Raw genomic sequence first — 23,138 nt, 5'->3', positions numbered from 1 at the left:
CCCTGCGGGTGCCCTTCGTCATGGCGCGCGCCGGGGTTGCGCGGCCATAGCTTTCTTTTCTTCTTCGAAGGAGCACCATGAACTATCTTTCAGAGATGCTCAAGCTTCCTGTCGTCGATTCGGCGGGCGAGCGCATCGGCATCGTCAATGACTTGGGCATCGCCACGGGTGAGGTTTTCCCTCATGTGACGTCACTCGCGTTCCAGGGGCCCGGCAAGACCCCGTTCATGATCTCGTGGCGCAAATATGTCGAGCGCTTCGATGACGATGGCGTGTATCTCAAAATGCCCGCCACCGACATTCGCTTCTCCTATCTGCAGCCCGACGAGGTGCTGCTCGCTCGCGACATCATGAACAAGCAGATCGTCGACACGCAGGGCATGAAGGTCGTGCGCGTGAACGACATCAAGCTGTCCGCGTCGGGCGAAAACCAGCTGCGCCTGCTCGGCGCCGAGGTGGGCGTCCGCGGCCTTCTGCGCACGCTGCATCCCGTGCTCGAGCGCGTCGTGGTCGCCGCCTCGCGCGCGGTGGGCAAGCCGCTCCAAGAGGACATCATCGCGTGGTCGTACATGGACCTGCTCGAGCGCTCCACGCAGACCATCAAGCTGTCCGTTTCCCACAAGACCCTCGGCGAGCTGCACCCGGCGGACATCGCCGACATCATCGAGCAGCTCGACCCGCGCCTACGCGGCCAGGTTTTCGCCCAGCTCGACACGGCGCAGGCCGCCGAGGCCATCTCCGAGCTCGATGACGACGAGCTCGTGGCCGAGATGCTCGAGGGCCTGTCCGATCGCGATGCGTCCTCGATGCTGGCCTTGATGGACCCCGACGACGCCGCCGCCCTCATCGACGAGCTCGACTACGAGAAGGCCGAGAAGCTTCTGCGCCTCATGGGCGTCAAGGAGGAGCGTGCCATCCGCAACCTGCTGGGCTACGAGGAGAACACCGCCGGTCGTATCATGACGTCCGAGTTCGTGGCCCTGCCGGCAACATCGACCGTTGCCGATGCCATCGACGGCCTGCGCAAGCTCGACGAGGACTTCGAGAGCGTGTATTACGTCTACACCACCGACCCCGCGGGCGCACTCACCGGCGTGCTCTCGCTGCGCACCCTGATCGTTGCCGATCACGATGCGCGCCTGAACAGCCTTGCGTATCGCGACGTGGTCTGGGTCTCGCCCGACGAGGACCAGGAAGACGTCGCCGAGGAGATGTCCAAGTACAACCTCGCGGCCATGCCCGTGTGCGACGAGAATCGCCATATCCTGGGCATCGTCACGGTCGACGACGCCATGGAGGTCATGAACGAGGAGCACCAGGAGGACCTGCAGATCGCCGGCATGGCGGGCGCCGAGGGCGGATCGGGCGAGTCCATGCACGTGTTCTCGTGGTTCGCGCGCCGCCAGTACTGGCTGCTCGTCTGGGCCATCGCATCGGGCATCATCGCGGCGGTCCTGCAGATGATGGGCGGTCTTGGAAGCTACTTCATCTACCCCATGTGTGTCATGCCCGTCTCCCTGCTCGCGGCGAGCCGTGTCGTCTCATACGTGCGCAACTACTATCTGGAGTACGATGAGGCTGACGATGAGGACAAGCCCTACCTGGCCTTTTTCCTGCAGACCGTGCTTGTCGGCGCGGTGCTGGCGCTCGTGATCTACCTATGCGGCCAGCTGGTGCTGGGCGCCGCCTATTCCGACGACGTGCTGGCCAGCGCCTCGGCTGGCGGGTGGATGCCTGCCGCGGCGGATCCCGACGGCGCCGTCAACGCGCTCATCGGGGCGGCGCGCATGCTGTCCGCCTGCTTTGCCTGCGCGGCGGGCGTGACGTTTGTGAGCTGCGCGCTTTCGGTCATCTACCTCAAGGTGCTGTTCTGGCGCGACGAGCACGACCTCAACACGTCGGGCATCGCGCTCAGCGTGTCGGCCGTGCTGATCGCGTGCGCGCTCTATTCGGTCGTCTCGACCCTCGCGGTCTCCGTGATCGCCGCGTAGGGGTGCTGACATGGCAAGACGGACGCATCAGAAGTTGACGATCGGGATGGTGCTCGGCGCCATGGGTCCCGGTCTTTTGGCTGCTCTATCGGGCAACGACGCGGGCGGCATCGCCACGTATTCGAGCGCGGGAGCAAGCTACGGCTACGGCACGCTGTGGATGCTGCCGCTCATGGCGGTGCTCCTCATCGTGGTACAGGAGACCGCGGCGCGGTGCGGCTGCGTGACCGGCAAGGGCTTCGCGTCGCTCATCCGCGAGAAGTACGGCGTGCGGAAGAGCGCGCTGGCGATGGGTGCGCTGCTGGTCGCGAACACCGCCGTGACCATCTCGGAGTTTGCCGGCATCGCAAGCGGCCTCGCGCTGTTCGGCGTGCCCGCCACGGTATCGGTTCCCCTGGTCGGTCTGGCCATCTGGTCGCTCACCATGTCGGGAAGCTTCCAGCGCATCGAGAAGATCCTGCTCATGGTGAGCTGCGTGTTCGTGACCTATATCGTGGCGGCGTTTTTGGCGGGTCCCGATTGGGGGCAGGTCACGGCGGCGACGGTGTCGCCTCATATCGTGCCCGAACCCGAGTACGTCTCGCTGCTCGTGGCGACGATCGGCACCACCATCGCACCGTGGATGATCTTCTTGGCGCAAAACAACGTGGTCGACAAGAACGTCGACGAGAGCGGCATCATCCTGCAGCGCATCGACACGACGTCGGGCTCGATCATCGCCTGCGCCGTCGCGTGGTTCATCGTGGTCACGACCGGTGCGGTTCTCTACCCGGCGGGCGTCCAGGTGTCGGATGCCGCCGACGCGGCGCTCGCCCTCGAGCCCATCGCGGGCGAGTTCTCCACCATCCTGTTCGCATCCGACCTGGTGGCGGCGAGCTTTCTGGCCGCCTGCGTGCTGCCCGGCGTCACCTCGAGCGCGATCTGCGAGGCGTTCGGCTGGGAGCGCGGAGCGGACCGCAGCTGGGAGGAGGCGCCGATCTACCGCGGTATCATCACCGCGGTCATCGTCGCTTCGGCCCTGCTGGTGATCATGCCCGGCGTCAATCTGTTCCAGATCATGATGAGCGCGCAGGTCATCAACGGCGTGCTGCTGCCGGTGCTGCTGGTCTTCCTGCTGTTCATCGCCCAGGACCGCCACATCATGGGCGAGTATCGCAACGGGCGCGTGTGGAACGTGCTGACCTGGGCGACCATCGTCATCATCACCGTGCTGACCATCATCATGTTCGTGCTCCAGGCCCTCGGGTACTGATCGGACCGAAAGGCGCGCGCTCGCGAGGCGGCACAGAGGCGAAGCCGGGGCATGCCGATGCCGATGACGCGCCCCGGCTACTCCTGCGCGTTATAGGGCTCGAGCAGCACCGAGGTCATGCTATCGGTCAGCGAGGTCCTGATGCCGTCGGTCACCGATTGCATCCGGCTCTGCAGCTCTTGCTGCAGCTCGGGGTCATCGAGGTGCACGGGCAGGATGTCTTCGACCGCAGAGTAGATGAGATCCACGTATTCGACCGCGCCCGACTCGTTCAGATGCGTGCCGTCGCCGTCGAAGACGTCGTTGCGGCCCTCGCTGTAGCCGTACCAGTCAACAATGCGCACGTTGGAATAGCGCTCGGCCGCTCGCGCAAGCGTCTCGTTCGTGGGGCCGGTCCATGGCTGCGGGCTGCGCGTGTTGACGAACACCACGGTGCGGTCCGCCCCGGCGATCCCCATGAGCGTGTCGATCTGCTCGTCGCTCATCGGTCCGTTCGTGCCCAGGGCGAACACGAGGATGCCTCCGGCGAGATTCTGGTCGACGAGGCTCTGATAGATCTCGATGCCCGTGCCGAACTGGCGGTTCTTCGCCGCGTCGATGTATCCGTGGGGGAATTTCTCCTCAAACGCCGGGATGACGCGCACCGAGACCGAATCGCCGATCATCACGATGTCATAGGCCCCTTGGGGTTCGGCGGCGGTCGTCTCGCCATCCTCCTGATCGGCAGGGGTGCCATCCGCCTGCCCTTCGGCGCCCGTAGCGTCCTGCCCGTCATCGGTGCCCTGCTCGAGCAGGGCGGCGCCCTCTGCCGACAGGGCGGAGGTGTCGGGCACCAGGACGAGCCCCGCTACGGCGGCGACCAGCACGAGCGTGGTCGCCGCAACGGGAAGCGGGTGCTTGCGCGCCAGGCGACCGGGCGTCTCGTGCGACCCTTTGAGCTGCTTGACGATCTTGCCGAACAGCCCGTGCCTGAACGGCGTCTCGATGAAGCGGTACGAGAGCTCCGCCGCTAGGATGACCAGGGCGATCTGGATGATATAGACCCACCAGGGCTTCTCGCTGATGTCGCTCACGGGGTTCATGAGCAAAAGCAGCGGGTAATGCCACAGGTAGATGCCGTACGAGCGCTTGCCGAGCCACACGAGCGGCGGCAGCGAGAACGCGCGTGACAGCAGCGTGTCGGGCTGCACGCAGGCGGCCACCAGCGCAACCGTGAGCAGCGAGCACAGCAGGGTGCCGCCTTGGTACTGGAAGGCGGTGTAACCGTTGGTGAGGGCCATGATGGCGATCAGCGCCACAAGGCTCAAAAGGCCGATGACGTCGATGGGCCACGGGCTGTTCGCCCCCCTCTGCTCGCCGCGGATCGCATCGGCGGACTTCTGGGCGACCATGCGGTAGGTAGGATGCGGGGCGCCCGCGCGGTGAGAATCCGCCGGCTTGTGCTCGCCTGCGGCCTTCCCAAGCCTCCTGGCGAGTTTGCGCAGATGCGGGGCGAGCCAGCCGAGACGCATCGAGGAGGTCGGGATAAACGCGAGCCAGGCGCCCAGAAGCAGCGAGAACACGCGCGTATCGGTGCCGTAGTACACGCGGCTCGGGTCGACCGACGGATCGTACAGCGCCGTCATGGCGACCGCCGACACGATGGCCAGCACGAGCGTGCCCCGGCGCACGAGCTTGTTCTTGCCGCCGAGCTTCCAGACGCCCATCAGCAGCAGGGGCCAGATCAGATAGAACTGCTCCTCGATGGCCAGCGACCAGAAGTGGGTGAGCGGCGAGGGGTCGCCCAGCGCATCGAAGTACGACACGTTTCGCAGGATCTGCCACCAGTTGTTGAAGAACAGGATGGAGGGGACGATGTCCGGCCTCATCTTGGTGAGCATCACATGGTTGAACAGCGCGCACAAGATGATGGTCGCCACGATGACCGTCAGCACGGCGGGCAGCAGGCGACGGATGCGGCGAATCCAGAAGTCCTTGAGGTCGATGCGTCCGGTGCCGCGGTATTCCACGATCAGCAGGTGGGTAATGAGGTATCCGGACAGCACGAAGAACATCGTGACGCCCTGGAGGCCGCCTTGGATCCATGAGAAGCCCAGGTGGTAGAGGACGACCGCCGCGACGGCAAGCGTGCGGATGCCGTCGAGCGCCGGGATATAGCGTGAGCGCGGGCGAGCGGGGCGCATGTCCTGCTGGCGGGCTGCATCTGCGCGCGGGGCGTGCGCGGATGCGGGCTTGGTGCCGGTGGTCTCCTGCTTGGGCTGAGGGGAAGTCATGTCTTCGGGTCGATCCGTTCGTGCATCGGGTTCGCAGTCCGCCTGATTGTACCGCTGTGCGCGGCAAAAGGGCATATGCGCCTGTGCCCGATGGGCAGCCGGTCCCTTGTGGCAGATGCGGGCCTTCGTTCATTCATGAATGAACGGGACCCTTTTCGGCGTTTGCCCAGGATTTGTTTGTTTGACACCCGTACTTTTTCATGAATGAAGGGGATTCCCGTGAGCGGGGAGTGCGGGGCGGCGCGCAAAAAAGCGCCCGAGGTAAAGCCCCCGGGCGCACATCGGCCACGTGATCGGCGCTGCTTAGAACTTCACGTTCGGGACGGAGCGCGCCGCCTCTTCCGCCTCGAAGCCCTGACGCTCCTTGAACTGGAAGATGCCGGCAAAGATGACGCCGGGGAACGTCTGGATGGCGTTGTTGTAGTTGAGCACGCAGTCGTTGTAGCTCTGACGGGCGTAGGAGACCTTGTTCTCAGTGTCCTCGAGCGAGGTCTGGAGCTGCATAAAATTGGCGTTGGCCTTGAGATCAGGATAGGCCTCGGCCACCGCGAACAGCTGGCGCAGGGCGCTGGTGAGCACGCCGTCGGCGGCCATCTTCTCGTCGGGCGTCGTCGCCGTGACGGCCGCGTTGCGCGCGTTGGTGACGGCGGCAAGCGCCTCGCGCTCGTGCGACGCGTAGCCCTTGACGGTCTCGACGAGGTTGGGGATCAGGTCGTTTCGACGCTGAAGCTGGGTATCGATGTTCTGCCACGCGTTGTCGATGCGATTGCGCAGCGTGACCATGTTGTTGTAGATGCCCGCGATTACGCAGACGATGACGATGACGACAACGATCGCGATGATGGTCGGAATCATGCTCAGCTCCGTTCCGGGCTTTGCGCCCCGTGGGATGTGAGACAAAGTATACCGGATAGCGCTCGCATCGTTTGCCGTCATAGATTTGGAACAAGAGCTCCAGCTTCGCTCCCGCGTTCTGGCCGGAGGGCTTTGCGCTCGCTCTGTCTTCGCAGGTGGGGCGACATACAAAAAAGCGCCCGAGCTGGCGGGCGCTTTGCGTTCCATGATGGCGGAGGAGGAGGGATTCGAACCCTCGTACCCGGGTTACCGGGTAAACGGTTTTCGAGACCGCCGCATTCAACCACTCTGCCACTCCTCCGTTGGAGTGAAACATGGCGCGTCACAAGGGGCGCGCCATGAGAAGATGCTGGCGGAGAGTCAGGGATTTGAACCCTGGAGACGCTTTTGGCGCCTACACGATTTCCAATCGTGCTCCTTCGGCCACTCGGACAACTCTCCGTGAAATGCAACGGCAATTTTACCGTATCCAGCGCCGCGCGCAAGTGTCATTTGCAAGATGGCGAAAAAATGTGGGGGAGTTAAGGAGCCGGCAGGCAGGAGTCTCTGTCTCCCCCGACGCCTTAAGACCCGCTTAATCTGGGCAAATGCCGTCATAAGGGCATTCTGTCGCGGATACACTGAGGATGTGAGAAAGGAGGAACCGCGATGTACGCCACGAGCATAGCCACGCACGCCATGCCGGCAGAGGCGCTGCGCGTCGCCGTCGACCACGCGTTTGCGGAGGCGCGGTCGTGCCTTATCGGATGCGGTTCCCTCGCTCCCTTTACCATCATGTGCGCATCCGACGGGTACGACATCGTTGAGCACCACGGTCGGTCGGCACGGGATATCTACCGCTCCGTGCGCGATCTTTTGGTCCGCGAGAAGCCGGAGGCGTATGCCTTTGTCTATGATGGGTTCGTTGATGTCGATGCCGGGCATACCGGCGCCCTCATATGCGAGGCGGCGTGTCGCGGGGACGCCATGGCGCGCCTGATGGTGCTGCCGTATCGCGCGGGCGCTGCGTATTCGTTTGCCGAATCGTCTATCTGCATGGGGACGGTGCGGTCGCTGTTCGCGGACGTTGCCCGGTAGGCGAGGCTATCGCGGCGCGATAAAGCGGTGAAGGTGCATGGCACGGTCGCCTCGGCGACCTGAGATCAGAGGAGTAAGAGATATGTACGCACAGCAGCTGGGATTCGTCTCTTCCTGGAAGATGCTGACGCGCGACAAGGGATGGATCAAGCCGCTGCTAATCCTCACCCTTGTCGGCTGGATTCCCATCTTGGGCCAGATCGCCATCCTTGGATACGGCCTGGAGTGGGCGCGCCTGACCGCATGGGGCGTCGACGCAGCGCCCAAGCAGCGCGGCGTCGCCTACGGCAAGGTGCTTTCGACGGGCGGCATCGCGTTTCTGCTCACGGTGACCATGGGCCTCGTGCTCGGGGCGATCGACCTCATGCTGTTCGGCGGCTGGTATCCCATCGCCGCGTTCCCCATGGGCATCGGGGTGTTCTCGAGCTCGGTGTTCGATCTCGCGCGCGACACGTCCATTCTGATCGCTCTGGTGATCCTGATCGTCAATCTGCTGATGGGGACGTTTGCCACGGCGGCCATGGTGCGCGCGACCATTTACGACAACTTCGCCGCCGGCTGGCGCGTCGACCGCCTGTTCCAGATGATCGGGCGCGATCCGCGCGGATTTCTCCACGCGTACGGCGTGTCGCTTATCGGCGGGCTGGTCACCACGGCCTATTCGATGGCGATCGCGCTGGTGGGAAGCCTGTTTGCCTTCGGCGGCGTGATGGGTTTCGTGCTCGGGGCCGGATTGAGGGGCAGCGAGTACGCGAGCCATATGATCCAGGGCGTCGGGCCCGGCATCATCGTCTTGGCGGTGGTGCTCGTGGTCGTCGTCATGTTCTTCGGGGGCGTGATCGGCACCGCGATGCAGCTCATCTCCATCAACGCGGTCGGTCAGTGGTTCTGCCGCTTCGACGTCGGCCGCTGGGGCGTGTCCTCGGCCCCCTTGCCCGACGGCGTTCCGTACCAGGCGAGCGCTGCGGCGTCGAACCCCTATCCCGGCGCCCAGGCCGACCAGCCCCCTCGCAGGCCCGATGCGGACGCGTCTGCGGCAGAGCAGCCTGCAGGTGCTTCCGAGCCGGCCGCGCCGGCTGCATCCCAGACGGCCGAGCCGGCCGCGGTGCAGCAGGTTCCCGACGAGCCGGCGCCGGTCGTGCCGGCCTCGCAGGCCGATAGCGCCCCCGATGCCGAGCCCGCATCCGAGCGCGGGCCGATCCTGCTCGGCCCCATCAGCACCGACGATGGGGATGAAGACCGATAGCTTCTTCTCAGGCGCCGCCTTGCCGCGGCGCCTTTTTTCATGATGAAGAGCGCCGAGACGGCAGGGCAACCCGTGCCCGCGCGCGACGCGTGTGGGCACCACGCGGGGGGCATCGGATATGTCATGGATGCGTTCGGCGTCCTGTTTGACGCCGTCATGGAGGCACAGGATTTCTGTCCGGGTGCCATGGCATGCTGGTGGAGCGCAGCGCGTTTTGGTCCGCCGCATGTCACACGCAGCGATATGTGTGGAGGTCATGAGGTTGTACCTGCGGGAACGCACGGACACTTGAGGAAGCTGCCGGGTTGTTCTAAAGTAATCCGGTCTTTTCCTGCTCTGGGCGCACCTTCACGACCCGGAGCCTTATGTCCAGAGGAGGTGACAAAATGAAGGCTTATGAACTGCTGTTCTTCGTCGACCCCGCGCTCGATCCCGAGACCCGTCTCGCCGTGATGAAGCGTATCGATACCACGATTGCCGAGGGTAACGGTAAGGTCGACAACGTTGACGAGTGGGGCAAGCGCAAGCTCGCCTACGAGATCAACAAGCTCACCGAAGGTGATTACACCCTCATCAACTTCCACGCAGATCCCACCCAGATCGCCGAGCTCGACCGCGTGCTGCGCATCACCGATGCCGTGGTTCGTCACATGATCGTTCGTCGTGACGACATGGAGTAAGAATCGTCTGGAAGCCGGCGCGCCGAGAGGCGTGCCGAACAAGAGAGGTAGTGAGCCTGATGAGTATCAATCGAGTCAACATCTCCGGTAACCTCACCCGCGATCCCGAGCTGCGTGCCACGGCGAGTGGCACCCAGGTGCTCTCGTTTGGCGTGGCGGTCAACGACCGTCGCCGCAATCCGCAGACCGGCGATTGGGAGGACTACCCCAATTTCGTCGACTGCACGATGTTCGGAACGCGTGCCGAGGCCGTGAGTCGCTACCTCCAGAAGGGGTCGAAGGTCGCGATCGAGGGAAAGCTGCGCTACAGCTCGTGGGAGCGCGACGGTCAGCGTCGCAGCAAGCTCGAGGTCATCGTCGATGAAATCGAGTTCATGAGCCGTGGTCAGAACCAGGGTGGCTACAGCCAGGACGGCGGCAGCTCCTATGGTGGCGGCTACTCGGGCGGCTATGCCGCTCCCGCGGCCCAGCCGGCGCCCGCACCCGCACCGGTGCAGGCTCCCCCGGCGGTCGACGTCTACGATGAGGACATTCCGTTCTAGGACGGGATACACGTTGTAAGTGAGCGGCGCTGCGGCATGTGCCGGCGGCGCCAAATGAAAGGTATTTTGACATGGCTAATGATTATTCAGCACGTCAGCCGCGTCGTAAGTACTGCCAGTTCTGCAAGGAGAACACCGAGTACATCGATTACAAGGATACTCAGCTTCTCCGTAAGTACATGACCGACCGCGGCAAGATCAAGCCCCGTCGCGTCACTGGCGCTTGCACGCAGCACCAGCATGACATCGCGAACGCCATCAAGCGCGCTCGCGTGATGGCTCTCCTGCCCTACACCGTTCCCGTGGTTTCTTCCCGCGGCGAGCGCAACCGCGGCTAGGCGAGGGACGAGGATTTAGCTGATGCAGGACGGAAGCCAAGATCCGCAGCGGGGCGCCATGGTGCCCACGGATCCGGCCTCGCATGCAGTCGCGCCGTCGATTTTGCACGGCACGCTCATGTTGGTGCTCGGATGCATCGCCGCGATGTTCCTTCCGTTCGTTGGGGTCCTGCTCATCGCATACGGCATGCGTGAGCTGGCGGAGGCTAAGGGGTTGCGTGGACTTGTCCTCGCACTTGCACTGTGCGCCGGGCTCGTCCTCATCTCCTTGTTCTCCGACGTCAATGCCTCGATACTTCTGGCTCCCATGATGGTGAGCTGCCTGGGTGTCGTGTTTTGCATGTGGCGCGGCGCGACGGTCACCAACATATCGGTGGCGATCGCGATCGCGGCGCTTGCGAGCTTTGGCATTGACGCGGCGATTGCCGCGTCAAGCGGCGATTCGATCCACGATATCGCTACGTCCTACTTTGCCGACAGCCTTCGGGTATCGGCAGGGTCGGACATCGAGGGTGACCTTCTGTTCCAGCAGATCGGTTACCTGATCGAAGCGATGTGGCCGTTCATGTATGTGAGCAGCGCTTCGCTCGATGCGCTGGTTGCGGGCATCGGGTCCTACCTGATGCACACGCGCAGCACCGGGCGTCCCAAGCGGCCGTCGCTGTCGAACTTCGATGCCCCCATGTGGAGCGTCGGGGTGCTTTCGATTGCGATCGTGTGCCTGGGAGCCTCGTTTACCGGCTTTGCCGAGGCGGGGATTTTGCGCACGATCAGCGCCACGGCGCTGATGAGCATACGCATCATCTTCGCGTGCCAGGGATTCGGCGTGGTGAACGCCTGGATGTCTCGCAAGCGGATAGGATGCGCGACGAGGACCCTCAGCATCTTCTTTATCTTCTGGTCCGAGATGATGTTCTTTATCATGAGCATCGTCGGCCTGATCGATGTATGGGCGAACTTCCGCAAACTTCCGCGGGACGGCTCGTACATCCAGGAGCAACAGTAATTTCTGCGCCGTCATGAGCGGTGCGAACGCAAGGAGATCTCATGAAAGTCATTCTCTTGGGTGAGATCAAGGGCAAGGGTGGCGAGGGCGACGTCGTCGACGTCGCGCAGGGCTACGCCGAGAACTACCTCTTCCCGAAGAAGCTCGCCATTGCGGCTACCAAGGGCAACCTGAAGCAGCTCGATGAGCGCCGCAACAACATCGCTAAGCGCGAGGCCGTCCGTCTGGCCGACGCCAACGCGCTCAAGGACGCCATCGACGGCAAGTCCGTCACCGTCGACGCCAAGGTCGGCGACGAGGGCATCCTGTTCGGCTCCGTGACCAGCACCATGGTCGCTGACGCCATCAACGCCCAGCTGGGCGTCGAGATCGACCGCAAGCGCGTCGAGCTCGGTAAGCCCATCAAGGTCGCCGGCACTCACCCCGTCGTCGTTTCTCTGTATCGCGAGATCCGCGCTACCGTGAACGTGCTCGTGGGTGTCGAGGCGGAGGCTGAGGTCGAGCAGACCGAGGCTGCTGCCGAGGAGACCGTCGAGACCGAGGCCGCTGCCGAGTAGGCATCTGGCACCCGAAGTCTTCGGTAGGGGCTCGGACCTGTGTCCGGGCCCCTTTTTGCTGGGTCGATCGCGAGGGAATTCCAGGGAAACGCTGATCAATTCATTCCGCGCCGAGCGCCCGGAACGGCGCCGCTCGGCACGAAGGCAATTAATCAGCGTTTCCCTAGAAAAAATCGCGATGAGGCTTGACAAGAAAACGAATGAAGAAATCCACAGGTCATACGTCGTAAGCCTGTTGAAAACGCTGGAGCCGAAGACAAAAGTGGATACGTTCATGTGTTCGCATGCATACGCGCATGGGCCGATTATCAGGGCTTTGTATATTCACACCTCAACTACCTGCGGATTCAATAAATCCTCAAGTAAAGTCTCGATCAAAACGCGGCATCGCGCCCGTGGTTTGCGTATATTCGCTGGTAAACGCTGTGCTGTTGAAAACTCTCGTCAGATAGAGTGTAAAACTGTTGAAAACGTTGAAAGCCGTCGTTTTGCACCGTAATGAGCACGGAGATTTCAACAGGGCATGTTGAGGTCAGGTTTGGCCGATTTACCGCGCGCGCTGAGCCCCGTGCGCATGCGCGCGATGCTTTACCATTGAGGTCCGAGCAGGCGCCGGATGGGCGCTGCATCGATGAGGTTGGAAGGGAGCGTGCATGGCACCGTCTTCTTCGGATTACTCGTGGTCGCCGTCGGGCGTGACCGATCGCGGCGCTCACAAGGGTCTGCCCAATAACGTGGAGGCTGAGGCCAATGTCTTGGCCGCCATGCTGCTGTCGGGCGAAGTCGTCGAAGAGGCGCTCGTCGAGCTGCTGCCGGACGACTTCTACCGTCCTGCGCACAAGACGCTGTTTCAGGCCATGCACGAGATGTATGACCGCAACCTCCCGATCGATGCCATCTCGCTGGTCGATTATCTCAAGTCCATCGACAAGCTGGAGGCGGTGGGCGGAGAGGCGTACATTCTCGAGCTGATGGGCCAGACGCTTTCGCTGGTCAACTGGCAGCATCACGCCGGCATCGTGCGCCGTGATTCCATGCTGCGCGAGATCATCGGAGCTACCAACCAGATCAACGCGCTCGCCTACGATGCGCCCTCCGATACCAAGGAGGTCATCGAGCGCGCCGAGTCCATGCTGCTGTCGGTCACCTCGCGTGAGGTCCGCAGCTCATATAAGTCGCTGACCGAGTTCATGATCGAGGCCTACAACGAGGCCGAGGAGGTCTGCGCGGCGGGCGGCGACGTGCACGGTGCGCCCACGGGTTACCCGAGCCTCGATCGCATGCTTATGGGCCTGCGCGAGGGCCAGCTCATCATCATCGGCGCGCGACCCGCTGTGGGTAAGACGTCGTTCGCGTTGAACCTGGCGTTGAACGCCGCGTCCGAAGGCTATACCGTGGCGTTCTTCTCGCTCGAGATGTCCGGCAAGGAAATCGCGCAGCGCTTCATCTGCGCTCACGCCCAGATCAACATGTCGAACTTCCGTACCGGCCGCATCTCGCCGCAGGAGTGGGCAAACATCAACGAGGCGACACAGGACCTGTCGCGCCTCGATATCCTGATCGACGACACGCCGGGCACCACGGTCACCGAGATCCGCGCGAAGGCGCGCCGTATGCTGCACAACAAGGAGAAGTGCGTCATCATCCTCGACTACCTGCAGCTCGTGAACCCGCCGGCGGGACGCCGCGCCGAGAACCGCGCCGTCGAGGTTTCCGAGATGAGCCGTGGACTCAAGATCATGGCCAAAGAGCTGGGCGTGCCGCTGATCGCGCTCTCGCAGCTCTCCCGTGCGGTCGAGTCGCGCACGGGCAAGCGCCCGCAGCTGTCCGACCTTCGTGAATCGGGCTCCATCGAGCAGGACGCCGACATCGTCATGTTCTTGGATCGCTCGAGCTCCGAGCAGGAGGCGGGCCGTGACGACCGTCCACCCGAGGGCATCACGCGCATCATCGTGGCGAAGAACCGCTCGGGTCCGATTGGAGACGTGGACCTGGTCTTTTTGCCCGCATCAACAAAATTCTACGAGCTCAACGAGCACGCAGAGGAGTAACACAGGTTGCCCGCGCCGCGATAAGGCGCGGGCAACCTGTGTTTTCGGCGCTTGTACGGACGTGCGTGACGAAGGGCACGGCATGATTTCTGGCAAGGCGGTCGCATGTGCGATCGGGGCGCCGCGGTGCACCTTCGGCGGCCCAAACCATGATGGTTGCCGGAAATACCTCGACAAGAGCGTGCCGGTCCGGGTAAGGACCTATAATATTGATGTTTGAGTGCTTATATGGAGAAGCACAAGCTTTACGTAAGGAGACAACATGCCGTCGACAGTGTTGGTCGGAACCCAGTGGGGCGATGAGGGCAAGGGCAAGATCTGCGACCTGATCGCCGGGGATTTCGACTGCGTCGTTCGCTATCAGGGCGGTAACAACGCCGGCCACACGATCGTGGTGGGCGACCGTAAATATGGCCTGCACCAGGTTCCGTCGGGAATCATGTATCCAGAGTGCGTCTCGGTGATCGGCAACGGGTGCGTGGTGAATCCCAAGGTGCTGTTGGAAGAGATCGACATGTTCGAGAACGACGGCATCTCCACCGCCAACCTCAAGGTGTCGGGCAACGCGCACATCATCATGCCGTACCACATGGACCTGGACGGCGCCTACGAGCAGCTGCTGGGCGACCACAACATCGGTACCACCAAGCGCGGCATCGGCCCGTGCTATCAGGATAAGATGGCGCGTATCGGCCTGCGTATGCAGGACATGCTTGACGAGGCGGTTTTCCGCGAGAAGGTCGGCCGCGCGCTCGACCGCGTGAACCCGCAGCTGGAGAAGATCTTCGGCATGCCGACCTACACGGTCGACCAGATCTGCGACGAGTATCTGGGCTATGCCGAGCGCCTGCGTCCCTATATCTGCGAGAGCGGCCTTCTGCTCAACGGCATGGTCGAGGAGGGCAAGTCCATCCTGTTCGAGGGCGCCCAGGCGACGCTGCTCGATATCGACCACGGTACCTATCCGTATGTCACCTCCTCCAACTGCACCGCCGGCGGCGCCGTCACCGGTTCGGGCGTGGGAATGAAGAACATCGACCGCGTGCTCGGCATCATGAAGGCGTATATCACGCGCGTCGGTTCCGGCCCCATGCCCACCGAGCTTTCCTATGAGAGCGAGGCCGGCCACACCCTGACGGAGGATGGCTACGAGTACGGCGTCACGACCGGCCGCCGTCGTCGCTGCGGCTGGTTCGACGGCGTGATCGCCAACTACGCCGCGCGCGTCAACGGCCTGACCGACATCGCGCTCACCAAGCTCGACGTGCTTTCCGCCTTCGAGACCATCAAGGTCTGCGTTGCCTACGAGTGCGATGGCGTGCGCTACACGACCGTGCCCGAGCACGAGAGCGTCTTCGCCCGCGCGGTGCCGGTCTACGAGGAGCTGCCCGGCTGGAACTGCGACATCTCTGCGTGCCGCAGCTTCGACGAGCTGCCCCAGGCCGCCCAGGATTACGTCGCCTATATCGAGAAGCTCGCGCACACCCGCGTGACCTTCGTGTCCGTCGGCCCGGATCGCGAGCAGACCATCAACCGCTTCTGGAATTAGGAGTCGGCCATGCGGAAGTTCGCCGTCGTTACGGACAGCGCGTCGGACATCAACCAGGAGGCGGCGCGCCGTCTTGGTATCCGGATCGTGCCCCTGCACATCGTTGCGGGCGGGCGCGATTACCGCGATGGCATGGATATCCAGATCGATGAGTACCTCGATCTGCTGGAGCAGCAGCAGGAGCTGCCGCAGACGTCCCAGCCTGCGCCCGCCGATTTCGTCGAGGTCTACCGTGCGCTGATCGAAGAGGGCTATACCGAGATCCTGTCGATCCATATCGCGCGCGAGCTGTCCTCGACCATCGAGACCCCGCGCTATCTGGCGCAGGAAGTGTTCAAGGATGTGCGCATCGAGGTCATCGACAGCTACGCTGCCACGGTGGGCGAGGGCGCTATGGTGCTCGAGGCGGCGGCGATTGCCGAGGCCGGCGGCACCATGGACGAGGCCATCGAGCGCGTGCTCGCCATCCGGGACACCTTCAAGATCCACTTCGTGCCCGACACGCTGGCCAATCTGGTCAAAGGCGGCCGTGCCTCGCGCGCTCAGCACCTGGCGACCTCGATTCTGAACGTGAAGGTTGTCATCGCGCTGGGAGAGAAGGGCTGCATCGACGTCGCGCACAAGGCGAAGGGCATGCGCAACGCCGTGGTGTACATGGTGCGCCAGCTCGTCGAGCGTTCCAAGAATCTCGGAAAGCTCACGTACTACAAGCTGCATACGCGTTCGGAGCGCGGGCTCGAGCTGATCGACAAGGCGGTCTCGGGCGAGCTTGAGCTGAACGCCTCATGCGCGGGCATCGCGACGATCGGCCCGTGCATCGCCACGCATGTGGGCGAGCACGCGGTGGGGCTTCTGAGCTATCCCGCCGAGCTGCACAGCCCGCTGCTGGATGAGGTCGATATGTTCTACAACGTCGCCTGCTAGCTGAGGCGATGAGAGGGGCTTGCGGCTCGCGGATGCGGCCGCAAGCCGCATGTGGCGGAATCTCGGCGGCTGCGCGCGGGTGCGGGCACACCGCCGATAACGATTTGATTGCGCTGAAGACGTTGGGTACAAGGGGGCAAGCCGCCAGCTCCGCCCGATGATCGCTGCGCATGATGGCCTTGTGGCCGGATTGGGAGGAAACATCATGACGACCAACACCATCGACATCCTGCTTTTGGGCAGCGGCGGCCGTGAGCACGCGCTTGCCAAGAAGCTGTCCGAGTCCGCTCGGTGCGGCAAGCTGTACATCGCGCCGGGTAACGGCGGCACGGTCGCGGTCGGCGAGAACGTCTCGCTTGATGAGAACGATCCGGACGCCGTCGCCGACTTTGCCCGCGAGACGGGCTGCGGCCTTGTGGTGATCGGCCCCGAGGCCCCGCTCGTGGCGGGCGTCGCCGACGCGGTGCGCGCGGCGGGCATCCCGTGTTTTGGCCCCGGTGCGGCGGGCGCCCAGATGGAGGGCTCCAAGCTGTTCTCCAAGCAGGTCATGGGTCGTGCCGGCGTGCCCACGGCGGCCTACGGCTCCTTCACCGATGAGGAGAGCGCGCTTGCGTACGTGCGCGAGCAGGGCGCTCCGCTCGTCGTGAAGGCTGACGGCCTGGCGGCTGGAAAGGGTGTTGTAGTGGCTACCGAGCTCGAGCAGGCCGAAGAGGCCGTGCACGAGTGCTTTGCCGGCGTGTTCGGCGAGGCCGGTTCGACGGTGGTCATCGAGGAAATGCTCACGGGTCCCGAGTGCTCTCTTCTGGCGTTCACGGACGGCAAGACCGTGCGCCCCATGGCGACGTCTCAGGATCACAAGCGCGCCCTCGAGGGCGATCTGGGCCCCAACACCGGCGGCATGGGCGTTTACAGCCCCGTGCCCATCGTGACTCCCGAGGAGCACGCCGAGATGGAGCGCATCATGGATGCTGTCGTGGCGGAGCTTGCCGACGAGGGTATCGATTACCGTGGATGCCTGTACGGCGGCTTCATGCTGACGCCTACGGGCCCCAAGGTGCTCGAGTTCAACGCGCGCTTCGGTGATCCCGAGACGCAGGTCATCCTGCCCCGCCTGAAGAACGATCTGGTCGACGTGATGCTGGCCTGCGCCAACCAGACGCTGGACGCCGTCGAGCTCGATTGGCGAGACGAATACGCCGTGTCCGTGGTTCTCACGAGCGCGGGCTACCCCGGCTCGTATGAGAAGGGCAAGGTCATCACGGGCATCGAGGATGCCGAGGCCATGGAGAACGTGACGGTGTATCACGCCGGCACGCGCGTGGACGAGGATGGACAGGTGCTCACCAACGGTGGTCGCGTGCTCAACGTGACGGCGCTCGCGCCCACGTTCGAGGCCGCGCGCGATCTCGCCTACGAGGCCTGCGAGAAGATCGACTTCGAGGGCAAGACGCTTCGCCATGACATCGGCCTGCGCGCCCTGCGGGGTCGTGACGCCTGGGCATAACAGTCGCTAGGGACCGATACAAACGGCTGATGCCGGCCGGTCGGGATGATTCCCGGCCGGCCGGTTATTTTGTGCCGGACTCCTATCGAGCCCATCACACTGTTTGCTTCACCTCACTTCAACCTCACTTCTACCTCATAATGAGGTGAGGTTGTGAGGCTGCCATCATCTACCTGCGCTAACGTTCACCTCACTTTAACCTCATATGGGGTTGAAGTGAGGTGAAGGTGGGGCTGCCCCGTATCCGGGGGCAAGCTCGAGATATCTCGTGCTCCTTTTGTCCAGGACTCATAATGGCCTGATGGTCGCTACAATAAGCATCGCACATGACCATACGTAAGGGAGCAATCATGGAAGAGCAGGATTTGAATACCCAAGAGACTGCCGACGACGCTGCCGAAGAGGAATACGTCCCTGCGCTCGTGCTCGGTGACGATGATGAGCGCGATCCCGGTCTGCACGAGAAGATTCTGTCCGAGGAGCTTGCGTGGTCCGGCAAGATCTTCGATGTCAACACGCTGCAGGTGCAGCTGCCGAACGGCCATACGTCCCGGCGCGACATTGTGCGCCATCATGGGGCTGCCGCCATCGTGGCGCTTACCGAGTCGGGCAAGATCGCACTCGTGCGCCAGTATCGCACCGCGCTCGATCGCGTGACGGTCGAGCTGCCCGCCGGAAAGCTCGATCCGGGCGAGGACCCGCTCGAGTGCGCCAAGCGCGAACTGCATGAGGAGACCGGATTCATCGCGCACAACATGCGCTATCTGACCACCATGGCCTCTTCCTGCGGTTTTTCTGACGAGCTCATCCATATCTTCATGGCGACCCAGCTCGAGTTCGACCAGGCGTGCCCCGATGAGGACGAGTTCCTGAACGTCGACCTGGTGCCGCTCAACGAGCTGATCGATGCCGTGCTCGACGGCAAGATCCAGGATTCCAAGACCATCGTCGGTGCGCTCGCCTGCGACGCCATCGCCCATCGTCTGTAGCATTTCACGCGACCGTCCCGTCGCTTCGCCGTGGGACGGATGCAGATGGCAGATTCGCCATGTCGTCGCAATCGGAGACGGCACCGCGACATCTGCCATCTGCATCCGTCCCCGATGATCGGTGCCGCGCAGCGACGGTTCGACCGACGGGAAAACGATCCCGTCCCAAAACGTACCAAAACGCATCATGTGAGGAGAAGAGTTGTCTAGCAAGCAACCGAGCATGCTCCGCCGGTTCGTCGCCTATTACGGGCCGCAAAAGCATCTGTTCATCGCCGATACGGTCTGCGCGCTCGTGCTCGCGGGGATCGATCTGGCGTTCCCCGTCATCTTGCGCAGCCTCACCGGCGGCCTGTTCACGGAGGGTCCGGAGGCCATTATGGGCTCCCTTGCGTTTGTGGCCACCGGCCTGATCGCCATGTATCTCGTGCGCACCGCATGCAAGTACTTCGTGTCCGCCCAGGGCCACATCATGGGCGCGCGCATGGAGTCCAAGATGCGCGAGGACCTGTTCGACCAGTATGAGCGCTTCTGCTTCTCCTACTTTGACCGCGTGAACTCCGGCGACATGATGAGCCGCGTGGTCAACGACCTGTTCGACATCTGCGAGGGTGCCCATCATCTGCCCGAATGGATCATCATCTGCGGCATCGAGATCATCGGCGCGTTCGTGATCCTGTTCACCATCGCACCCGTGCTCGCCGGCGTCATGGCGCTCATCACGGCGGTGTTCGTGGCCATCATGGTTCGCCAGAACCTGCATATGCGCGCCGTGTTCGCCGACAACCGCCGCAAGATCTCCAATGTCAACTCGCAGCTGCAGGACTCGCTGTCCGGCATCCGTGTCGTCAAGTCGTTCGCGAACGAGGGCACCGAGCGCGCCAAGTTCCGCCGCTCCAACGAGGCGTATCTGGGCTCCAAGGTGGCCCAGTACCACGTGATGGGCAACTACCAGGCCACGAGCGCCCTCATGACCGGTGCGCTGTACACCACTATCGTGGTGCTCGGCGGCTACCTCATTGCCACGGGCAATATGTCCGCGGTCGATCTGGCGACGTTCGCGCTGTACATCAGCCTGTTCGCCACGCCCATCGAGACGCTTGTCAACTCCACCGAGACGTTCCAGAAGGCCATAGCCGGCTTCAAGCGTATGGACGAGGTGCTCGCAACCATGCCAGACATCGTCGACGCGCCGGATGCCCGCCCGCTCGAGGTGCGCGACGGCGCCATCGAGTACCGCGACGTCTGCTTCTCGTACAAAGACGTCGAGCTGGGCGGCCGCGACCCGCAGCGTCCCGTCATCGACCACCTCACGCTCTCCATCCGTCCGGGCGAGACGATCGCGCTGGTGGGGCCGTCGGGTGGCGGCAAGTCCACCACCTGCTCGCTGCTGCCGCGCTTCTACGATATCGATGCCGGCTCCATCACCATCGATGGACAGGACGTTCGCGACGTCACGCAGGAGAGCCTGCGTCGTGCCATCGGCCTCGTGCAGCAGGATGTATACCTGTTCGACGGCTCCATCCGCGAGAACATCGCCTATGGTCGTCCGGATGCGACCGACGAGGAGATCGAGGAGGCGGCGCGCCGCGCGAACATCCACGATTTCATCTGCTCGCTGCCCGACGGCTACGACACGGTGGTCGGCGAGCGCGGCAGCCGTCTGTCCGGCGGCCAGAAGCAGCGCGTTGCCATCGCCCGCGTGTTCCTCAAGGATCCCGCGATCCTCATTCTGGACGAGGCCACGAGCGCGCTCGACAACGAGAGCGAGGAGGCCGTGCAGGAGTCGCTTGAGCGGCTGGCGCAGGATCGCACGACGATCATCATCGCCCACCGCCTGTCGACCATCAAAAACGCCGACGAGATCGCCACGGTGGAACGTGGTCGGGTCGTGGAGCGCGGCACGCATGAGGAGCTTCTCGCGCGCGGAGGCACCTATGCCCGTTACTATCGGATGCAGTTCGAAGGCGTGCGCGCCAAAGACGTGCCGTCTGCGGACCCCGCACTGTAGGGAAAGCGCCGCCGCGTGCGTCGCATTGATATGGAGAGAGACTGCGGGGGTTTATGGCCCCCGCGCTACGTTTGAGGGTGCGCTATGGCAAAAAGACCACCTCTGACAGCGGACGAAGCGACCGAGCTCTTCTCAGAGCTTGATGATTCCGGCGTTGTCGACCCCATGCGCGCCCGCGACGCGTCCCGCCGCCGTGCCGTGCGCGACAAGGCGCGCGAGGAGGGCGGGGCCGAGGCGGTCAACAAGCTCGAGTCCGACCATCGGCGCAGCCGCCGGGCGCGTCAGGCTCAGGTGGACCCGCTCTCTGCCGACGACCCCTCGGGCTCCAAGGTCGGGCAGACCATCACGCGCACTGCGCTCATCTGCATCATCGGCGTGCTCGTGTTCGTCGTGGGCATGCAGGTCGTCTACGGCGTGAACCGCCGCCTCAACACCGCGAACCTGTCCGATCGCGCCAACGTGGAGACGGTCGAGCACGCTATGGAGAGCGGTGTGGAATGGGGTAACGGCTTCACGCAGTTCCCCGAGGAGTTCACGGTCGACGAGGCCAGCGAGCAATCCGGCATAGTCGAGGTGTCGGTCGTCGACACGACGTCCAAAAACGAGCTCGAGCTTCTGTCCAACTCGCAGATCCAGGCCGCGGCATTGGCCACGAATGCCCTTTTGAACAACAAGATCAACCGCGTGGTCTACAACGTGTACGTGCGCGTGGACGAGAGCGGCAACTTCGTGCACGACAGCTTCTTCGGGTTCTTGAAGAGCGACGGCACGCGTCGCGCCATGCTGACGTTCATCTGGACCAAGGAGGTCACCGCCGGCACCAGCAACATCGACTGGCAGCTGCGCATCGTCGGTATGGACGAGGAGACGGCCGGCAAGATCCAAGAGCAGGTCAACTCCGTGTCATCGCTTGCCGAAAGCACCGAGGTCACGCAGGACGATATCGACGAAGAGCAGCGCGAGCAGAACATGGAGCAGAACCTGCACGGCTCCGAGGTCTTCTCCGGCGGCTCTCCCGAGAAGAGCCCCTCCGACGTCTTGCCGGCGCCCGATGCCGTGACAGACGGGGCGGCGGACGCCTCGGCTGAGGATGCCGCGTAGGGACGCGCGAACGAACAGCTAGAATAGAGTGTACGAACGCATGCGCCTGGCTCTGCTTGCCTGCCGCCGGGCGCCGTCCGCTGTACGGGAAGTGCGAGGTGGGACATGGACGCTGGGGCGCACAGCCAGGGTCGCGTGCTGATCGTCGACGACGAGCAGATCAACCGCTTGATCTTGGAAAACCTGTTCGTCGGCATATACGACGTCGATGAGGCGGCGGATGGCCAGGAGGCGCTCGACAAGATCACCGCGGAGCCCGAGGGCTACGTGGCCGTGCTGCTTGACGTCGTCATGCCGCGGCTTGACGGCATCGAGGTACTGCGCCGCCTGGCTCCAACGGGCTACCTGCAGCGCGTTCCCGTGTTTCTCATCACTGCCGAGCGCGGCGACGCGGTCATGGAGGAGGCGTACCGCCTGGGAGTCATGGACTTCATCGGCAAGCCCATCGTGCCCTATGCGGTGATCCGACGCGTGCAGTCGGTGGTCGAGTTGTTCGAGGCGCGCAAGCGTCTGTCGATGACCGTCGAGGACCAGCGCTTGCAGCTGCTTGAGCGTGCGGCGCGTATCATCGAGCTCAACCGCGGCATGATCGAGTCCCTGTCGGCGGCCATCGAGTTTCGCGATGGCGAGAGCGGCGACCACGTGCGCCGCATCCACGACATCACCAAGATGGTGCTTGAATGCACCCGATTGGGCGACGGCCTCACCGCTGAGGATATCGACGACATCGCGCTCGCCTCGATCATGCACGATGTCGGCAAGATCGCCATCCCCGACGCCATCCTCTGTAAGCCCGGCAGGCTGACGGCGGAGGAGTTCGAGGTCATGAAGTCGCATACGGTTCGCGGCGCCGAGCTGCTGGAGCGCATCCCCCAGATGCGCAGCATGGGCGCGTACCGGTATGCCATCGACATCGCGCGCCATCATCACGAGCGCTGGGACGGGCACGGGTACCCCGACGGTCTGGTCGGCGACCAGATCAGCATCTGGGCGCAGGTCGTGAGCCTGGCCGACGTGTACGACGCGCTGATGAGCAAGCGTGTCTACAAGGACGCGTTCCCGCGCGAGGAGGCGCTCGCCATGATTCGCGACGGGGCGTGCGGCGTGTTCAACCCGGAGCTTCTGGACTGTTTCTTTGCGGTCGAGCCGCGCATCAACGAGCTGCACGACCGCTCGGCGGCGACGCGCTGAG

Annotated in this window: 19 protein-coding genes and 2 tRNA genes; 17 read left to right on the top strand and 4 right to left on the bottom strand. The window is 63.5% G+C overall.

The annotated features are described in order from the left end of the window. The first annotated feature begins 77 nt into the window (after positions 1–77). On the top strand, positions 78–1,991 hold the full coding sequence (locus B5F74_RS05740) for a CBS domain-containing protein (protein WP_087200799.1): 1,914 nt from the start codon (positions 78–80) through the stop codon (positions 1,989–1,991). Between the two features lie 10 nt (positions 1,992–2,001). Beyond that, entirely contained in the window at positions 2,002–3,243 is a 1,242-nt protein-coding gene (locus tag B5F74_RS05735; protein WP_087200796.1) for a divalent metal cation transporter, read from the top strand. Positions 3,244–3,320: 77 nt separating this feature from the next. Here the strand turns inward: B5F74_RS05735 and B5F74_RS05730 are convergent, their stop codons facing one another. The 4 genes from B5F74_RS05730 to B5F74_RS05715 all read right to left on the bottom strand — a co-directional run bounded on the left by B5F74_RS05730 (position 3,321) and on the right by B5F74_RS05715 (position 6,812). After that, complete coding sequence (locus B5F74_RS05730) at positions 3,321–5,516, bottom strand: acyltransferase family protein (RefSeq protein WP_204212463.1); 2,196 nt, start codon at positions 5,514–5,516, stop codon at positions 3,321–3,323. Positions 5,517–5,819: 303 nt separating this feature from the next. After that, positions 5,820–6,371: a LemA family protein gene (locus tag B5F74_RS05725; protein WP_087200794.1), complete on the bottom strand. Its 552-nt coding sequence runs from the start codon at positions 6,369–6,371 to the stop codon at positions 5,820–5,822. Between the two features lie 209 nt (positions 6,372–6,580). After that, a tRNA-Ser gene (locus tag B5F74_RS05720) sits at positions 6,581–6,672 on the bottom strand. A gap of 49 nt (positions 6,673–6,721) precedes the next feature. After that, positions 6,722–6,812: transfer RNA gene (locus tag B5F74_RS05715), tRNA-Ser, on the bottom strand. 207 nt (positions 6,813–7,019) lie between these two features. Here B5F74_RS05715 and B5F74_RS05710 point away from each other — a divergent pair. The 15 genes from B5F74_RS05710 to B5F74_RS05640 all read left to right on the top strand — a co-directional run bounded on the left by B5F74_RS05710 (position 7,020) and on the right by B5F74_RS05640 (position 23,137). Continuing rightward, a complete protein-coding gene (locus B5F74_RS05710) occupies positions 7,020–7,448 on the top strand; it encodes a hypothetical protein (protein ID WP_087200792.1) in 429 nt (142 codons plus the stop codon). Positions 7,449–7,530: 82 nt separating this feature from the next. After that, the gene (locus B5F74_RS05705; protein ID WP_158095708.1) at positions 7,531–8,694 is read left to right on the top strand and encodes a DUF4013 domain-containing protein; all 1,164 of its coding nucleotides are present in this window, start codon (positions 7,531–7,533) and stop codon (positions 8,692–8,694) included. A gap of 386 nt (positions 8,695–9,080) precedes the next feature. Beyond that, on the top strand, positions 9,081–9,374 hold the full coding sequence (gene rpsF, locus B5F74_RS05700) for a 30S ribosomal protein S6 (protein ID WP_066831107.1): 294 nt from the start codon (positions 9,081–9,083) through the stop codon (positions 9,372–9,374). Between the two features lie 59 nt (positions 9,375–9,433). Then, positions 9,434–9,916 (top strand): single-stranded DNA-binding protein, encoded by a 483-nt coding sequence (ssb, locus tag B5F74_RS05695; protein WP_066831109.1) that lies wholly within the window; start codon positions 9,434–9,436, stop codon positions 9,914–9,916. A gap of 71 nt (positions 9,917–9,987) precedes the next feature. Beyond that, complete coding sequence (gene rpsR / locus B5F74_RS05690) at positions 9,988–10,254, top strand: 30S ribosomal protein S18 (protein ID WP_066831111.1); 267 nt, start codon at positions 9,988–9,990, stop codon at positions 10,252–10,254. Positions 10,255–10,276: 22 nt separating this feature from the next. Continuing rightward, entirely contained in the window at positions 10,277–11,260 is a 984-nt protein-coding gene (locus B5F74_RS05685; protein WP_087200788.1) for a DUF2232 domain-containing protein, read from the top strand. A gap of 41 nt (positions 11,261–11,301) precedes the next feature. Next, the gene (gene rplI / locus B5F74_RS05680) at positions 11,302–11,817 is read left to right on the top strand and encodes a 50S ribosomal protein L9 (RefSeq protein WP_066831117.1); all 516 of its coding nucleotides are present in this window, start codon (positions 11,302–11,304) and stop codon (positions 11,815–11,817) included. 653 nt (positions 11,818–12,470) lie between these two features. Beyond that, positions 12,471–13,868 carry a replicative DNA helicase gene (gene dnaB, locus B5F74_RS05675; RefSeq protein ID WP_066831119.1) on the top strand — a complete coding sequence of 466 codons (1,398 nt, stop codon included), beginning with the start codon at positions 12,471–12,473 and terminating at the stop codon, positions 13,866–13,868. A 262-nt stretch (positions 13,869–14,130) separates the two neighbouring features. After that, positions 14,131–15,417, top strand: coding sequence for an adenylosuccinate synthase (locus tag B5F74_RS05670; protein ID WP_066831122.1), 1,287 nt, complete (start codon positions 14,131–14,133; stop codon positions 15,415–15,417). A 9-nt stretch (positions 15,418–15,426) separates the two neighbouring features. After that, positions 15,427–16,341, top strand: coding sequence for a DegV family protein (locus B5F74_RS05665; protein ID WP_087200786.1), 915 nt, complete (start codon positions 15,427–15,429; stop codon positions 16,339–16,341). Positions 16,342–16,546: 205 nt separating this feature from the next. Continuing rightward, complete coding sequence (gene purD / locus B5F74_RS05660) at positions 16,547–17,845, top strand: phosphoribosylamine--glycine ligase (RefSeq protein WP_066831127.1); 1,299 nt, start codon at positions 16,547–16,549, stop codon at positions 17,843–17,845. Positions 17,846–18,195: 350 nt separating this feature from the next. Beyond that, positions 18,196–18,834: an NUDIX hydrolase gene (locus B5F74_RS05655; RefSeq protein ID WP_087200784.1), complete on the top strand. Its 639-nt coding sequence runs from the start codon at positions 18,196–18,198 to the stop codon at positions 18,832–18,834. Positions 18,835–19,057: 223 nt separating this feature from the next. Continuing rightward, positions 19,058–20,845, top strand: coding sequence for an ABC transporter ATP-binding protein (locus B5F74_RS05650; protein WP_087200782.1), 1,788 nt, complete (start codon positions 19,058–19,060; stop codon positions 20,843–20,845). An 84-nt stretch (positions 20,846–20,929) separates the two neighbouring features. Continuing rightward, the gene (locus B5F74_RS05645) at positions 20,930–21,946 is read left to right on the top strand and encodes a hypothetical protein (protein ID WP_087200780.1); all 1,017 of its coding nucleotides are present in this window, start codon (positions 20,930–20,932) and stop codon (positions 21,944–21,946) included. 105 nt (positions 21,947–22,051) lie between these two features. Further along, positions 22,052–23,137, top strand: coding sequence for an HD domain-containing phosphohydrolase (locus tag B5F74_RS05640; RefSeq protein ID WP_087200778.1), 1,086 nt, complete (start codon positions 22,052–22,054; stop codon positions 23,135–23,137). The last annotated feature ends 1 nt before the right edge of the window (position 23,138 follow it).

The sequence above is a fragment of the Collinsella sp. An271 genome (assembly GCF_002159695.1).
Lineage (GTDB): Bacteria > Actinomycetota > Coriobacteriia > Coriobacteriales > Coriobacteriaceae > Collinsella > Collinsella ihumii.
The sequence above is the reverse complement of the archived record's forward strand: the minus strand, read 5'-3'. Positions and strand labels throughout refer to the sequence as shown.